The organism is Arthrobacter sp. OV608, from assembly GCA_900110595.1.
Taxonomy (GTDB): Bacteria; Actinomycetota; Actinomycetes; order Actinomycetales; family Micrococcaceae; genus Arthrobacter.
The window spans coordinates 1-15,475 of the sequence record FOEZ01000024.1; the positions used below are offsets into that span (position 1 = coordinate 1).

The following is a 15,475-nucleotide window of genomic DNA, read 5'->3' on the forward strand; positions in this document are numbered from 1 at the left end:
TTTGTGTTTGCTCTCGACAAGCACCACACAACACCCGGAGGTCCTCTTATTGCGTCAAATCAATCCCCGTGTCACTAACCTGCCGGGACAGTACAACTAGCCGTCGATGTGCCCTGACCGGTGACTTTTCCGCGCCGTGCTGGTCTGTACAACCGATACCGCCTCACGGGAGACTGACGCCATGCGCACCCTGGCCTTCGGCATGAACGTGAGCGTGGACGGCTTCATCGCCGCGCCCGGCGATGACCTCGGCTGGAGCGTGCCCAGCGACGAGCTGTTCCAATGGTGGTCCGACCGGGTGGGGGCCACGGGCCTGGCGCTGTACGGGCGCAGACTGTGGGAGACGATGAGCTCTCATTGGCCGACGGCGGACCAGCAGCCTGGTGCCACACCCGCCCAGATCGAGTACGCCCGCCGCTGGCGGGACATGCCGAAAATGGTGTTTTCCTCGACAACCTGCCCTGTCGACTGGAACACCAGTGTGGTCACCGGTGACGCGGTTACCAAGATCACGCAGCTCAAGGCCGACGACGGCGGCTCCATGGACATCGGCGGCGCCACACTCGCCGCGGCGGCCATGCGGGCCGGGCTGATCGATGAGTACTTGATCGTCAGCCATCCGGTACTCGTGGGCGCCGGTACGCCGTTCTTCACGGCCTTGGACAACTGGGTGAACCTGAGCCTCGTCGAGACACGGACGTTCCCCGACGGTGTACTCATGACGAGGTATGTGACCAGGGGCTAAGTGCCCGGCAGACAGGCACCAGCCCACTCGAAGCTACGAAGTCCACGCCGGGACCTTTCGATCGCGTGGATCGGCGTTGTAGGGTGACGCCGTGATCGTCCCCGATGTTTCCCAGAATGCCGCCGCGGTCGCGGACCACTACGACGAGCTCGATCCCGTCTATCGACGGGTGTGGGGCGAGCACGTCCATCACGGGCTGTGGGCGACGGGCCGCGAGACGCCCGCCGAGGCGGTCGAGGCGCTGGTCCACGCCGTCGGCGATCGGCTGCGGCTTATGCCCGGGGAGGAATGTGTGGACATCGGCTGCGGCTATGGCTCCACCGCAAGGCAGCTCGCGCTGACACGCAGGGTGAGCGTGACCGGGCTGACGCTGTCCGGAGAGCAGGCACGCTACGCCGCAGCGCATCCCGTACCCGGCGTGGATATCCATCTGCTCGACTGGCTCGTCAACGGACTGAGCGATGCCTCGGCCGATGCGGCATGGGCGATCGAATCGAGCGAGCACATGGTCGATAAGCAAGCGTTTTTCGCCGAGGCACACCGCGTACTGGCGCCGGGCGGCCGCCTCGTGGTCTGCGCGTGGCTGGCCGAGACTGGTGCCACCGGATGGAAGGTTCGCCACCTGCTCGAACCGATTTGCCGCGAAGGGCGCCTGCCCTCCATGGGCACGCGCGAGGACTATGAGGCGATGGCCATGGCTGCCGGTTTCGCGATCGATGGCTACGAGGATGTCAGCCAGCGCGTCGCGCGCACCTGGACCATCTGCGCCCGTCGGCTTGTGAAGGCCCTGCTCGTCGATCGTGAGATCCGCCGCCTCGCCCTGGGCGGACGCAACCGTATCTCCGTTCTCAGCTTCCCCCGCCTCATCCTGGCCTACCGCACCGGCGCAATGCGCTACGGGATCTTCACGCTGTCGAAGGCGAGGTAGAACGGGCGCCGCGTGAACGCGGCAGAGAAACGCAGCAGGAGCCGGCCCGATCGCAAAGGGACAGCGGACGACGGCGGAGCCTCCCGCCGTCGTCCGCTGCCTCTGGTAGGGCCCTCCATTGCGCCCTCCAAGACCATTCCAGCTAGGCGGCCAACGGCATGTCGAACAATTGCTCCGCAAGCCGGATCAGGTGGCGCGGAGCGTCGGCGTGCTCCCCTGACTCCGCCCGGCCCAGGAACAGGGCGGTCCCGTGTATTGTCGCGTCCACGTCAACGCCGGCTTCGCGGATCAGGACTTCCGCCCGGAGGTTCTCGGCGTATTTGGTCCCCTCGCTGTCCAGGTAGGCATGCCAGCCCGTCCCGGCGATGTGCCCAATGTCCCCCTCCGCCACCCGCAGCAGCGCTGCCCGGTCCAACTCCACGGGCAGGATATGCACGGGGTGGACCAGCGGGGCCGGGACCACCAAGGCCGTGAAGGAAATGTTCATTGTGTTTGTCCTTGACGCTCGATCCGGTGTGCGGCGCCTGACCGCCGCGGGGACGCGGGCAGCCGTTCGGGCTAGGAGTCCCTTGTCCGGCTGCCCGCGGGCTCTTTAGCGTTGGTTTTTGCGCGGCTTTGCGAAATTAAGTTCGCTATTCTCGCTTTTAGCCCTTTTGTCGGCCCTTTTTTCGAGAATTGACTTGCCGGCTTTTTTGGCAGCGCCGCTTTTGGGGGATTTTCCGGACATCGGAATCACGCCTTTCTTTGCTTGCGTTACCCAGTACCATACCTACTTTAATTTTTTAAGCCAGTCCTGCGAAACTGGCGCTACACCGCAGCAGCGAAGCCGTCCACCGCGCCTAAGCAGGGGGTTCGGCCTTTTTCAATTTGACCAGGAAGCATTTTTGATTTTTTTTCCAAGGAATGTGGCCGACGGTAGAATCTAATTCGAAAAAAGGGAAGAGTTGCGGAGACGTCATTTTCTGCTCTCTAGGCCTGCTGAAGGAATTTTTCGTCCTCACCGGCCGGCTGGAAACTGACACCTACCCAAGTTGGATGGCGTGACCTTCAGTTGCGAACAGCCAGGCCCCCAGTACAACTAGAGCGGACGGCGACGGGACCTCCAGCCGCCGTGCGCTCGCGTGTCGCGCTCGAAGGGGGAAGCGGGCGGGCACGCTTGCTGGCACACTGGCCCAATGAATGCGGCACTCACACCTTCCCGCCGACCTGGCATCCGCGCGGCGATGTTTGTTGATTTCGACAACGTCTTCACCGGCCTTCAGGCTTTGGATCCACAGGCGGCGAAGCGGTTTGCGGAAGACCCCAAACATTGGGCTGATGCCTTGTCTGCAGGAGGTCCCGGTGAGGGTGCCCGGCGCTTCCTGATCCGCAACTGCTACCTGAACCCCATGGTGTATTCGAAGTACCGCACGTATTGGACCCGCGCCGGATTCCGCGTCATCGACTGCCCCTCCCTCACCCAGCGGGGCAAGAGCAGCACGGACATCAACCTGGTGCTCGACGCCATGGACGCACTCTCCGGTGGCGGTGGAATCGAGGAATTCTTTATCGCCTCCGCCGATGCCGACTTCACATCCCTGATCCAGCGGTTCCGCGCTGCCGACAGGATGACCACGGTCATCGCGGCCGGGGCGGTGGCCTTCGCCTACAGGGAGATGGCAGACCACGTGGTGGAGTCCCACGATTTTGTCTCGATCCTCAACGGCACAACCTCTGAACCCGTCCGGGCAGCAGCTTCCGTGCAGCAACCCCAGGCACCTGCCGCAACCAAGGCAAAGACCAAAGCCCACTCCCCCGCGATCCGTGAGGTAGCGGAGTTTGTCCGCACGGCACCCGGACCGGTTGTTGGCGCCATGGTGGCCCACCGGGCGCTCACTGCCGATCCTTCTTTGAAGACGGACTGGGGTGGCTTCGGAAAGTTTGGGACATGGGTTTCCCAGATCGGCAAGAACGTCGAGTATTCAGCGGCACAGGGCGGCTGGGTCTGGGACTCGAAGCGGTTCTCCAATGAGGACCTTCCCCTGCCAGCCGATGCGCAGCCGGGTGTCGAGGAGCGGGTCACTCGGGTGACGGATGTGCCGGCGCTCTCGGAAGCCCAGTTTCGGCAGATCTTTGAGGCCATGGCGGAGCGGTTGCGGGAGCATCCGCCGCTCAACCGCACGGAACTGTCCCGGCAGGTGCGGGATGACTGTGTCAATGCAGGCCAACCGGTCTCCCGTAGTGCGGTCAGTTTTGTCCTGCAGGGTCTCGCTTACGCCAACTTCCAACTCCACGATCAGGCGACACCGGAGGAATTGGCGGCAGCATGGACCGAGAATGTGGAAGAACTCTGCCGCGTGGCATTGCTGGAATTCGACGCGGCGGAGAAGCTGTCAGTCCGGCGCTGGGCGAGCGGTGCACTGCTGGACAATTGACCCAAGTGAAGCGGACGACGGCGGGAGGTCCCGCCGTCGTCCGCTTCTTTCAGCCCCTCGTAGAGGTGAGGGTCAAACCTCGACCAGTGCGCGCCGGGCCCGCGCGGCCCGCACCAGCCCGCTGGAGACGGCCGCTCCCACGAGGGCGAGCGCCGCGAGCACTATGAATACGATGTGGTAGCCGCCGGCTCCCGGGTTCGCGTCGAGGATGGCACCGTAAACGATGAAGGCGAACATTCCGGGTGCGTAGCCCACCAGGCACGCGATACCGAATGCGGTGCCGCTGGTCTCTTCAGGAATCCCCACCTCGTCCATCGGCGCCCAGAACACGCCGCGCATGGTGAAGACGATCAGGGAGAACAGCAGGGTCACGATCATGGCCGGGATCTGGCTGCGCGGATCGGCCGGGAGGAGCAGCAGCACCGCCACCACGGGGATCAGGCCCAGGAAGGTCAGGCGGAGGTACCGGCTCGCACCCTTGAACACCTTGTCAGCGAGGACGCCGCCGATGGGGCCGCCGAGGATCTTCAGGCCGTACTGGTTGATGATTCCGTAGGCGCCCACCAGTGCGACGGGGAGCCCGTAAACGTACGTCAGGTAGGGGATGAAGTAGGTGAGTCCGCAGTACACGACGTAGACCATGAATACGGTGAAGCTTACCCACCAGAGCTGCGGCAGCTTGGCCGCGCGCCAGATCTCGGCAAGGCCTGCCTTCTGCTTTGCCGGGGCAGGGCTTTCACTCGGCTGGCTGCGAAGGAGCAGGAACAGCAGTACGCCGACCACAACGTCGATGATGGCGTAGAAGGCGATGGCTGCACGGAATCCGCCTGTTCCGGATCCAAGCAGTACGAAGATTCCCAGCGCAGAGAATGCGACGACAGTGTCCACCACGCCCCGGCCGCCCTCGAGCAGGCCAAAGAGCCGCCCTTGTTCCTTTGAACCACCGAGCTGGCGGATGCTCTTCAGCAGCGCTGGCCACACCAGGCAGTCTGAACACACGGCCAGCAGCGCGAACAGCAGAAGAAGTGTGTTGAAGCCCGGGAAGGTGCTGAGGAACAACCCGAGAGCACCTGTGCCCACCAGACCGAGCGGGATGAGGATCCGGGTGGAGAACCGGTCGGCGAGGTAGCCGCCGACGATAAAGAGCGCTGTGGCAACCATCGAGTTGACGCTCAGTAGGGTGCCGATCTCAGTGTGACTGAGCCCCATGGCTTCCTGCATCGGGACGTAGAATGCATCCTTGAGGTTGGCGAGCTTGTAAATCGTGCCGCCAGCCATGACGAGCAGGGCGAAGCGGATCCATTTGCTCCAGTTGATACCGCTGGCCGTCTTCTCGGGAGTGTTGGCTGTCGTAGTCATCGTGCACCTGCCAGGGAGGTTGTGGTGTCGAGCTGTGCGACGGCGATGTCGCGCAGCGAGGAGAGCAGGCCCTTCACATAGGCCACTTGGTTGTCGGCCCAGAACGGTTCTGCAGCCAGCAGTGAATCCCGGGTCCAGCCGTCCGGGATGCCGGTAGTGCTCAGGTCCCGGTACGGGATAAACGGGTTCTCCCCCTCACCGGCATGCCGGAAGGCGGGAGCGTAGTAGAGATTCTCCTGTTCGAGGGCCAGGGCGATGACCTGGGGCTGGTCCCCACCGAGCATCAGGAGTTCGAAGAGCATGCGTGCATTGGGCAAGTCGTCCTCAGCGCTTCCCTGCAGCACGCCGCGGTGTCCGAATCCGTCCCCCTCAGGCAGTACGTGCACCCCTTTGAGGTGTGCCTGCCGGATGTGCGGCGCGAGCGCGGCGAGGGCGGCCATGGGGCGCTCACAGGCATTAATCATGTTCCCGAAATCGAACATGGCGTGCAGCCGCGGATGGGAGACCCGGCGCAGCAGCTCTGCAATTTCGGTGGAGCGAAGTTCCTCGTGCTGCTCAAAGGAGAAGTGCAGATCGTGCTCGTCTGCGAGCGCCGCAAGCCGGTTCAGGTCGCTCTCGATAAGGGTCAAAACCTCGGACAGCGTGCCCTCGAAACGTGAGTAGACACGGATATTCTCGACGCCGAGGACACCGGCAATAAGGACCACCTCGTCCACGTCCCGGCGCAGTGTAGTGCTGATCTCAAGATGGATGGCAAGGCCCAGGCGGCGTGCACGGTCAGCGAACTGGTGGAGCCTGTCGTCGCTCATCCGGCCCAGGCTTCGCTCCTCGCCGTCGAGGAGGTGGATGCAGACGCCCTTCAAGCCATGCCGATCTGCGAAATCGAGCACGTCGTCGGGCCCGTATCCGCCGTAGGTCAGGTTGCCCAGCAGGGCGTAGGCGTGGGCGAACAGCGGGGCGCGATCGATCCGGTCTATCAGCGTGCGGGCCAGCTCGTCGGTGAGGCGGGGCATGGACTCCATTTCCTCGTCGTTGAGGCATGGTTTCAGGAGCGCCTGGAATCGGGCGTCGGCAGGGGGCATCATAGGCTCCTCGGAGGAATGTCAGGGGTGGTGGCGAATGTCACTCCTCATTTGTACGCGCGTAATGGACAACTAAAAAGATCCATTATGAACCCATCGTTTAAGTCCATTCAGGAACCCGCAGCGGCTCTCTCCCACCTGTCCCAGGCGGCGGCCATCCTGCCCACAGCCCGCGGCATGTGCTCCTCGGAGGTGCCGGCGAATCCGATCAGCAGCGCAGCCGGAAGCTGCCGGGTGAGGCGATACTCGCCGAGCGGGTAGGTGTACACCCCGCCTGCGGCCAGTCCCCGCGCCACCTCGATATCGTCGGCAGGTTCACGCAGCCAACCCATGAGGTGCAGGCCGGCGTCGACCGGAGCGGCTGAAACCCGGTGGCTCAACTGTTGGTCCAGCGCCTCGAGCAAGGCGTCCTGTCGTGCCGCATATAGCCGCCGGGTGCGGCGAAGATGGGCGTGCAGGTGCCCCTCGGCCAGAAAGTCCGTGAGTGCCGCCTGGAGCACCATCGCAGGCGGCCGTCCGATGATCGAAGAGGCGGAGGCGAACGGTTCCACCAGATCCTCTGGAAGCACGCAGTACCCAAGGCGGATCGATGGTGCGAGCACCTTGCTGAAGGATCCCACGGTGATTACCTGCCGGCTCAGGTCGAGGCCGAACAGTGTCGGCAGAAGCTTCCCGCGGTAGCGCAGCTCGCTGTCGCAGTCGTCCTCGACCACCCAGCTCCCGTTTCGCTGGGCCCACGTGATCCACTCCGCCCTGCGTGCCAGGCTCATGGTCATGCCGAGCGGATGCTGCCTGGCCGGAGTCAGACAGGCCAGACGGGCCGGGGCCATGCCGTCTGGCTCGACCGGGAGGACAGCTCCCTCGTCGTCCACCGGGACTCCTCGGAGAGGGCAGCCCTGGGACTGGAAGGCGAGCCGGCCCGAGATGTGCCCAGGGTCCTCGACGACGACGGGATCGCCGGCGTCGAGCAGCAGCACTGCCAGCACGTTGAACGCCTGCTGCGCACCAGAGGTGACCACAATCTGGTCTGCTGTGCACCCGAGGCCCCTGACGTCGTTCACATAGTCCGCAATTGCTTCCCGGAGAGGCCGGAAACCGTGCGGGTCGCCGTAGCCGATGGCGAGCGGGTCGGTGCGTCCGGCATGGCGCCCCAGCAGACGCTTCCAGGTAGCCGCGGGGAACGCCGAGGACGCCACCTGGCTGGCAACGAACGATTCAATCTCTGCCGGCGCCCACGAGTGTGGAGCCTCGGTGAACAGGCTGGTTCCCCGCGAAGACGTGGCGGCGCCACGTTCGGACAATGGCGGCCGGGGCATCGGCCTCTGCGGGGCAGTATCGCTCCACAAGGTGTCCACATACGTGCCGTCTCCCGCGCGGGAGCGCAGGAAGCCCTCGGCGGTGAGCTGCTCGAACGCCGACACAATAGTGATCCGCGAGACTCCCAAATCCGCGACGAGTGTGCGGGTGGAGGGCAGGCGGGTCCCGCTCGGCAACGAACCTGCCAGGATCTGGGTGCGAAGTTGGGCGTACAACTGCTGGTGCAGGGGTTGGGCGGCGGCGCGGTCAAGTTCCAGTCCTGCCAGCAGCCGGCCGCCAGCGGTCTTCATCCCGCAGGCCGCGGAACTGTTGTCACCATGGCGCCATTTTACGGGCCCGGCTTTGGTAGATGGCGCCTGCACACGAGTCCAACCCGATGACATTGCTCTACGCCGTCGTAGGCTACTGAAGAGGTTGAACACCAACGCAGGCCTCAGGCCCGAAGGGAACATCGAGTGGACAGTAATCCTGGTACCTGGTTCTTGAGTGGCGCTGAGCGGGGGAACACTGCCACCGGAGTGCACGCCGGAGACGCCGGATCGCAGTCCTGGTCCGAGGGAAACCTGGTGCGGCCCCTGATTCACGGGGCCACCTATTTCGCCCGGCTGCATGAGGAGCTGACGGCCCTGCAGGCCGGAGACCGTGTGTGGTTTACGGACTGGCGTGGTGACGGCGACGAGCGGCTCACCGCGGACGGACCCACGATCGGTGAGCTGCTGGCGCAGTTGGCGGAAGCGGGGGTGGAGGTGCGCGGGCTGATCTGGAGATCCCATGGCGAGCGCATCTCGGCCCCGATGAGCAACCGGTCCAACGAGCTCCTCAGCCGCCAGATCAATGACGCCGGCGGTGAAGTCCTGTTGGATCAGCGGGTGCGCCTCTTCGGCTGCCATCACCAGAAACTGGTGGTCATCCGCCGCCGCGACGACGCCTCAAAGGACGTGGCGTTCGTAGGTGGGATCGACCTCTCGCACGGCCGCCGGGACGACGCCGATCACGCAGGAGACCCGCAGGCCGTGGACATGGATCCCCGGTACGGAAAACAGCCCCCGTGGCACGATGCCGCAATGGAACTGCGCGGGCCGGTGGTGGCGGATGTGCTGGAGCTGTTCGCCGAAAGATGGAATGACCCCCATCCCCTGGACCGGCGCACACCGTACCGGATGCTGCTGCAGCGCCTGGCCGACATGCCGCGGCACCCAGAACCCCTGCCGGAGACAGCGCCGCCACCGCCGCCGGCCGGCCCCCACGCCGTGCAGCTGCTGCGCACCTACGGCGTGAAGCACCCGCCGTTCCCGTTCGCCCCCGGCGGTGAGCGGAGCGTTGCCCGCGCCTACACCAAGGCCTTCGCGCAGGCCCGCTCGCTGATCTACATCGAGGACCAGTACCTGTGGTCCTCCGAGGTGGCCGCCGGAATCGCTGCGGCCCTCGAACAGAACCGGGAGTTGAACGTGATCGCCGTGGTCCCCCGCTACCCGGACTCGGACGGCCGCCTAGGAGGGCCGCCCAAGCGGGTGGGGCAGTTGCGGGCCATCGAAAGGATGCGCCGCGTTGCCCCGGACCGGTTCGGCGTCTTCAACCTGGAGAACAAAGCCGGGACTCCCATCTATGTCCACGCCAAGATCTGCATCATCGATGACACCTGGTTCACCATCGGGTCGGACAACTTCAACCGCCGCTCCTGGACCACGGACAGCGAACTTACCTGCGCAGTGATCGACACCAGCGCCGGTTCTGACGCTTCCCGCTCGTTGGCCCACGCCCTCCGCCGCCAGCTCTGGGCCGAACACCTGGGCCTGGACCGGAATGACCCCCGGCTCAACGATCCGGCAGCCGGGCTCGGCCTGTGGAACGCCACAGCCGACGCCCTGGACCAGTGGCACAAAACCGGACGCGGTTCGGAGCGCCCCCGGGGGCAAGTGCGGCGGCACCATCCGCAAGGAGTGCCGCGGCTCCAGCGCATCTGGGCGAATCCCGTCAACCGCTTCCTGATAGACCCGGACGGCCGCCCCCGGAAAATGCGCGGGACCACCGAGTTCTAGACCCGGGCAAAAGGAAACGGACGACGGCGGGGACCTCCCGCCGTCGTCCGTTTCGCTTTGGTGCCTACTCGCTGAAGGGGACCCTCTCCCAGCTCAGGACCTCGCCGCCGGTGCTGTTGCCGGCCACCGTAAACCGCACATAGTTCGTGGCGTTGGCGGAGCCGTCCACGGTGATGCGCTGCAGGTTGTCCGCGGCGGGCTGGCCGTACACCGCGAGCCAGGGAGAGCCCTCGGCCAGCGGCTGGTTCTCGGCGAAGACGTGGCTGTCGCCGTTGATGAGGTACACCGGGGCGTCGAAGCCGTTGGTCTCCTCAATGATGGTTCTGACGACTTCACGGAACCCGGAGACCGTTTCCGGGTTGGCGGTTGCCGCGGCAAGCAGCGACGGATCGAACATGTCGGCCTGGGTCATCAGCACCACGGCCCGGTCGTTGCGGCGCTCAGCATCTGCGAACGTCTCGTGGATCTGGGCGATGACGGCGTCCGTCCGGTGCTGCACCTCAGCCAGCTGCTCCGCGGTGGCAGTGGTTTCGCCCAGCCCGGTCCACGGTTGCAGGGAGTTGTTGCTGCCCTGGATGTCCACCACGGAGAAGGCCACCCGGTTCTGGGTAAAGCGGACATTCTCCGGCAGCCCGAGGCTCTCCTGGGTCTTGACGGGCATGGTGGCGCCCAGCGTCTTGCCTGGCTCGTTGAAGAACACTTCCCGCAGCTTGTCCAGCCGCTCCAGCGGGTTGTAGGCGCCGTTGTTGGTGCGGTGGCAGTCCACCCATTCGTTGTCGCCGGGGGTGTAGACCAGCGGGTGCTCGAAGGTGTCGAACTCGGCCCGGATGTTGGCGAAGTATTCGTCGGAGCAGACCGATGAGCCATTCTTGATGTCGCCCACGTGGGTGACGAACTTCAGGTCCCTGTCAGCGTTGATGTCCTGGATCCGGGACGGGAACTTGGCGATTTCGGCGGCACCGTAGGGGATGTCGCCGATGACGCCGAAGGTGAAGGCCTCGCCGGTGCTGTCGGCGGCTGTGGCGGGCTGGGACGCAAGGAGGCCAAGCGCCAGGGTGAGCGCCGCCGTCGTAATTTTCATGGTGCGTGAAGGCATCGGAAATATTCCTGTCTCGGGAAGGGCTCAGGCCGCGCGGGCGGTGAGGAACTGCTGCAAACCGGCGAGGTCGTCAGTGTTGATGTGGTCCACGCCGGCATCGGCGAGTTCGGTCCACAGGGCGTCCCGGGCTGCGCCGGGCATGTCCGGGGTGGCCCAGAACCGGACGCGGTAGCCGTTGACGTGCGCCTCGGCCACGTAGGCGTGCAGCTTGGTGCGCTCCGCTTCGGGCATGGGCCCGACGCCCTGCCAGGCGAAGAGCTTGGTCCAGTTGTCGCTGACCAGCGGCATGAGCCCGGCGGGCATGCCCGAAGTGAGGTCCGCGGAGCGGCCGTCGTAGAAGCTGAAGCGCTTGTCCTGCGCCTGCATGGTGGCCAGCGGACGGTTGCCGCTGATGACGGCGGTGACCGGGCCGGTCTTGACGTTGCCGCTGGTGTAGCGGCTCAAAATGTCTCGGTGCTCGGCCAGTTCCTGCTCAATGGCCGCATAGGTGGCCTCGCCCTCGCTTTTGATGTCGATCAGCAACTGCAGGCTGCCGTCCCAGTGCGGGTAGACGCCGTGGCCCGGCTGGCTGCGGACCAGGTCCTGCAGCGGGTCGAGATAGAGGCTTTCGAGCGTGACGCCCTGCTTGGCATCTTCCAGATCGTGGGCCACGCGCAGCTCACCGTCCACCAGCCACACGTCCGCTTCAACGCTCGTGAAGCCGTGCTCCAGCGCTTCGAACAAGGGACGGTCATGCTCATAGTCGTTGTGCGCATGCGCCTGGGCCACCGGCTGGCCGACGACGACGGGAGCCGGCTGAGGTGCCTCGGCCTGGGCAGGTGCCACTGCGGTGCCGGCCAGGGAGGCAAACACGGCGACGGCAGCGAGGGTGCTTTTCACGAACACGGAGTACTCCTGGTACCTCGGGGATGTTCGCCCGGCAGGGGGTGTGCCGGGCAAAAGGGTGCGTGAAAAGACTGCTGGTGGCAGGAGAACGAAGGCGGACATCCTGATTGCTGGCAGGTAAACCGGGAGGGACCAATTCCCCTTTTGCATGCAGATTAAGTCCGGAATCGCTGAGACACGTATTGCTGAGAAACCGCTTTCTCGCTAGTGTCCTTGTCAGCGCTCACAAATGACCGGCGTCACAGTGGACCCGGCCGAAGCGCAGTTCGTTCCAAAGACGGAAGAGAGAACATGCGAAAACGCAGTACCCGCTTATCCATGTCCGCAGCCATTGCCGTAGCAGGGGCACTGGCCATTTCGGCTCCTGCCGGAGCATCCCCCAACCCGGTGGCGGACCCTGTCGCCCAGACCGCCCAAACCCCGCTGGAGCGCCAGGTACTTTCCGCAGGCGACGGCTGGGCATCCGAAGGAGCCGGAACCACGGGAGGCTCAGCGGCGGCAGACGACAACGTTTATGACGTCTCCACCAAGGCCGAACTGCTGGCCGCCTTCGCAACCGCCGGCACCCAGCCCAAGATCGTCCGCGTCCACGGAACCATCGACGCCAACACCGCCGCGGACGGGAAGCCGCTGACCTGCGAAGACTACGCCGCAGGCACCGGCTTCCGGCTGGAGCAGTACCTTCAGGACTTCGACCCCGCAACCTACGGCCGCACCGAGGAGCCCGCCGGCCCGCAGGAAAGCGCCAGACGCCTCGCCGCAGCAAACCAGGCCAAGACCATCCGGTGGGACATCCCCAGCAACACCACCATCGTGGGCGCCACCCCGGAGAGCAGCATCACCGGCGCCGCGCTCCGCGTCAACGGCGCCACCAACGTGATCGTCCGCAACCTCACTGTGCGGGACGCCGCGGACTGCTTCCCGGCCTGGGACCCCACCGACGGCGCCGAGGGCAACTGGAACAGCGAGTACGACCTGCTCCAGGTCATCAACAAAGCCACCCACGTCTGGATCGACCACTCCGAATTCACTGACGCCCCCAACCTGGACAGCAACCAGCCGCTGTACTTCGGCCGCCCCTACCAGGTGCACGACGGCGCCGTGGACGTCACCAACGGCTCGGATCTTGTGACCATGTCCTACAACCGGTTCTCCGACCACGACAAGCTCCTCCTGATCGGCTCCACCGACTCGGCCAACCGCGGGGACCCCGGCAAGCTGCGTGTCACCATCCACCACAACGTCTTCGAAAACGTCGGCCAGCGCGCCCCGCGCGTCCGGTTCGGCCAGGTGGACGTGTACAACAACCAGTTCAAGGTCAACGAGGACAGCACCGTCCCCTTCGAGTACGCCCTCGGGGCCGGATTCGACTCCCACCTCTACGCCGAGGCAAACGCCTTCACGCTTCCGGCCGGAACCGACGCCGCGGACCTCATCCGGCGCTTCAAGGGAACCGCAATCACCACCATCGCGAACGCCGTCAACGGCAAAATCACCGATCTTCGCGCCGAGTACAACGCCGCTGCCGCGCCCGCGGACCAGCTGGCCGAGGACACCTCCTGGACACCACTCCACCGGACCCAGGTCCACCCGGCCCAGGCCGTCCCGGCGCTGCTCAAGAACTCCACCGGCCCCATCTTCACTGCCGGCGGAAACCTCTGATGGCCGCCATCCTGCCCAGCCGCCGCAGCGTTCTGGCCACCCTGGCGCTCACCGCAGGAACCATGGCCCTCTCGGGAACGGGCATAGCCAGCGCCTTCCCCCAAGCAGAGCCGGAGCCCACCAAGCCACGCACCAAGCCGGTCATTTTCGTCGTCGGGGACTCGACGTCGTCGGCCTACCAGCAGTCCGAACGCCCCCGCGCCGGATGGGGACAGGCCCTGCCGCTCCTGCTGGGGCCGCAGGCCACCGTCTTTGACTACGCCTGGTCCGGCGCCTCCTCCAAGAGCTTCGCCGATGCAGGGCTGCTGGACCGGGTGCTGGCACTGATGCAGCCTGGCGACTACCTGCTGATCTCCTTCGGCCACAACGATGAGAAGGTCACGGACCCCAACCGTGGAACGCTCCCCGACACCTCCTTCAAGGAGTACCTGGGCCGGTACATCGAGGGTGCCAGGGCACGCGGGGGCAAGCCCGTCCTGGTGACCTCGGTGGAACGCCGCCGCTTCGATTCCTCCGGCAACGCCCAGGACTCCCATGGCGCGTACCCGCAGGCCGTGCGGGAACTCGCCGCGGCGTCCGGCACTCCGCTGGTGGACCTGACGGTTTCCTCGAAGGAGCTGTGGCAGCAGCTGGGCCCCGAGGGGACCAAGCAGCACTTCCTGCACCTGGCTCCCGGCGAGCACCCGCAGTATCCGGCAGGGTCGGAGGACAACACGCACTTCCAGGCCGCCGGAGCGCTGGCGGTGGCCCGCCTCGTGGCCCGCGAACTGCAGTCCAAGGAGATCGTCCCGCCGGGCTACTTCCTGAATATCGACGCCGGCGCCGATCCCCTGCTGGGCATGTACTGGCCCGCCGAGCGGCCCGTGGATGTACCGGTGACGTTCGACGTCGGACCGGGCAGGACGTTCGCGACCGTTCAGTCTGCCGTCGACTCCGTCCCCTCGGGAAGCCTCCAGCGGACCGTCATCAGGATCCAGCCCGGCACCTACCGGGAAGCCGTGCGGGTGCCATCCGACAAACCCCGGATCTCGTTCATCGGCCAGGGCGCCTTGCCGGAGGATGTAGTGATCGTCTACAACAACGCGTCCGGCACGCCCAAGCCGGACGGCAGCGGCAACTTCGGCACGTCTGGCAGCGCGTCCGTGCGGATTGACGGGCCGGACTTCGTGGCCCGGAACCTGACATTCAGCAACGACTTCGACGAGGCCGCCAACATTGGAATGAAGGACCGCCAGGCCGTGGCGCTGCACATCACTGCGGACCGTTCGGTGCTGTCCAACGTCAGGATGCTGGGCAACCAGGACACCCTGCTGGTCAACTCCCCGGCGGCGGGCGTCCAGGCCCGGTTCTACTTCGAGGACTGCTATGTGGAAGGGGACGTGGACTTCATCTTCGGCCGCGGAACCGCTGTCTTCAGCGGCTGCGAGATCAAGTCTTTGGACCGCGCCTCGAGCACGAACAACGGCTATGTGACAGCAGGCAGCCTGGACCTGTCCCTCAAGTACGGCTACCTCTTTGACCATTGCCGGCTCGTCTCCGATGCCGCCGCAAACACTGTCCACCTCGGCAGGCCGTGGCACCCCAGCGGCGACCCTAAAGCTGTTGCCCAGGTCCTGATCCGGGATTCCTGGCTTGGTGCCCACATCTCCGGCACGCCGTGGACGGACATGAGCGGCTTCTCCTGGCGCGAGGCGCGGTTCCACGAGTACAACAACCGCGGCCCCGGCGCGCAGGTGACTGCCGACCGTCCGCAGTTGCCCGGGACTGAGGCGGGCAACTACACGGCCAGGGACTACCTGCAGGGAATGGACGGCTGGGCACCCCGGCTCGCAGGCACGACGGCGGACTGCAGCGTCGTGCCGTCGGAGGTGGCTGCTTAGCTTCCGGCATGCAATGGCGGGCGACATCCGCTAATGGCCCACCCCGGAAAACCGACGCGGGGTCA

Annotated in this window: 12 protein-coding genes; 6 read left to right on the forward strand and 6 right to left on the reverse strand. The window is 65.5% G+C overall.

Annotated features, from left to right (window positions below):
* Window positions 1–181: 181 nt before the first annotated feature.
* Entirely contained in the window at window positions 182–745 is a 564-nt protein-coding gene (locus BMX78_RS20300; protein WP_091423668.1) for a dihydrofolate reductase family protein, read from the forward strand.
* 91 nt (window positions 746–836) lie between these two features.
* Entirely contained in the window at window positions 837–1,673 is an 837-nt protein-coding gene (locus tag BMX78_RS20305; RefSeq protein ID WP_091423671.1) for a class I SAM-dependent methyltransferase, read from the forward strand.
* A 142-nt stretch (window positions 1,674–1,815) separates the two neighbouring features.
* Here BMX78_RS20305 and BMX78_RS20310 read toward each other — a convergent pair whose 3' ends face one another.
* Window positions 1,816–2,160, reverse strand: a complete 345-nt coding sequence (locus tag BMX78_RS20310; protein WP_091423675.1) for a hypothetical protein — start codon at window positions 2,158–2,160, stop codon at window positions 1,816–1,818.
* Window positions 2,161–2,848: 688 nt separating this feature from the next.
* Between BMX78_RS20310 and BMX78_RS20315 the strand changes: the two genes are divergently transcribed.
* Window positions 2,849–4,087, forward strand: coding sequence for an NYN domain-containing protein (locus tag BMX78_RS20315; RefSeq protein ID WP_091423680.1), 1,239 nt, complete (start codon window positions 2,849–2,851; stop codon window positions 4,085–4,087).
* A gap of 72 nt (window positions 4,088–4,159) precedes the next feature.
* On the opposite strand, the gene BMX78_RS20320 is transcribed toward BMX78_RS20315, so the two are convergent.
* The 3 genes from BMX78_RS20320 to pdxR all read right to left on the reverse strand — a co-directional run bounded on the left by BMX78_RS20320 (window position 4,160) and on the right by pdxR (window position 8,135).
* Window positions 4,160–5,446 (reverse strand): MFS transporter, encoded by a 1,287-nt coding sequence (locus BMX78_RS20320; RefSeq protein ID WP_091423686.1) that lies wholly within the window; start codon window positions 5,444–5,446, stop codon window positions 4,160–4,162.
* Entirely contained in the window at window positions 5,443–6,531 is a 1,089-nt protein-coding gene (locus BMX78_RS20325; RefSeq protein WP_211482603.1) for a sugar phosphate isomerase/epimerase family protein, read from the reverse strand. Before BMX78_RS20325 ends, BMX78_RS20320 begins: the two co-directional genes overlap by 4 nt.
* 107 nt (window positions 6,532–6,638) lie before the next feature.
* Window positions 6,639–8,135 (reverse strand): MocR-like pyridoxine biosynthesis transcription factor PdxR, encoded by a 1,497-nt coding sequence (gene pdxR, locus BMX78_RS20330; RefSeq protein ID WP_170850893.1) that lies wholly within the window; start codon window positions 8,133–8,135, stop codon window positions 6,639–6,641.
* Between the two features lie 165 nt (window positions 8,136–8,300).
* On the opposite strand from pdxR, the gene BMX78_RS20335 reads away from it, so the two are divergent.
* Window positions 8,301–9,884 carry a phospholipase D family protein gene (locus BMX78_RS20335; protein ID WP_091423700.1) on the forward strand — a complete coding sequence of 528 codons (1,584 nt, stop codon included), beginning with the start codon at window positions 8,301–8,303 and terminating at the stop codon, window positions 9,882–9,884.
* 64 nt (window positions 9,885–9,948) lie between these two features.
* Here BMX78_RS20335 and BMX78_RS20340 read toward each other — a convergent pair whose 3' ends face one another.
* Window positions 9,949–10,980: a metallophosphoesterase family protein gene (locus tag BMX78_RS20340; RefSeq protein ID WP_091423703.1), complete on the reverse strand. Its 1,032-nt coding sequence runs from the start codon at window positions 10,978–10,980 to the stop codon at window positions 9,949–9,951.
* Between the two features lie 27 nt (window positions 10,981–11,007).
* A complete protein-coding gene (locus BMX78_RS20345) occupies window positions 11,008–11,868 on the reverse strand; it encodes a phosphatidylinositol-specific phospholipase C/glycerophosphodiester phosphodiesterase family protein (RefSeq protein ID WP_091423707.1) in 861 nt (286 codons plus the stop codon).
* 318 nt (window positions 11,869–12,186) lie between these two features.
* On the opposite strand from BMX78_RS20345, the gene BMX78_RS20350 reads away from it, so the two are divergent.
* Entirely contained in the window at window positions 12,187–13,530 is a 1,344-nt protein-coding gene (locus BMX78_RS20350; protein WP_286139189.1) for a pectate lyase family protein, read from the forward strand.
* On the forward strand, window positions 13,530–15,410 hold the full coding sequence (locus BMX78_RS20355) for a pectinesterase family protein (RefSeq protein WP_091423714.1): 1,881 nt from the start codon (window positions 13,530–13,532) through the stop codon (window positions 15,408–15,410). The genes BMX78_RS20350 and BMX78_RS20355 overlap by 1 nt, the downstream gene beginning before the upstream one ends.
* Window positions 15,411–15,475 lie beyond the last annotated feature (65 nt).

Bases quoted from the DNA above. Each gene is read 5' to 3' on its own strand.
- BMX78_RS20300 (WP_091423668.1), top strand. From the start codon at position 182: ATGCGCACCCTGGCCTTCGGCATGAACGTGAGCGTGGACGGCTTCATC.
- BMX78_RS20310 (WP_091423675.1), bottom strand. From the start codon at position 2,160: ATGAACATTTCCTTCACGGCCTTGGTGGTCCCGGCCCCGCTGGTCCAC.
- BMX78_RS20315 (WP_091423680.1), top strand. From the start codon at position 2,849: ATGAATGCGGCACTCACACCTTCCCGCCGACCTGGCATCCGCGCGGCG.
- BMX78_RS20320 (WP_091423686.1), bottom strand. From the start codon at position 5,446: ATGACTACGACAGCCAACACTCCCGAGAAGACGGCCAGCGGTATCAAC.
- BMX78_RS20325 (WP_211482603.1), bottom strand. From the start codon at position 6,531: ATGATGCCCCCTGCCGACGCCCGATTCCAGGCGCTCCTGAAACCATGC.
- pdxR (WP_170850893.1), bottom strand. From the start codon at position 8,135: ATGAAGACCGCTGGCGGCCGGCTGCTGGCAGGACTGGAACTTGACCGC.
- BMX78_RS20340 (WP_091423703.1), bottom strand. From the start codon at position 10,980: ATGCCTTCACGCACCATGAAAATTACGACGGCGGCGCTCACCCTGGCG.
- BMX78_RS20350 (WP_286139189.1), top strand. From the start codon at position 12,187: ATGTCCGCAGCCATTGCCGTAGCAGGGGCACTGGCCATTTCGGCTCCT.
- BMX78_RS20355 (WP_091423714.1), top strand. From the start codon at position 13,530: ATGGCCGCCATCCTGCCCAGCCGCCGCAGCGTTCTGGCCACCCTGGCG.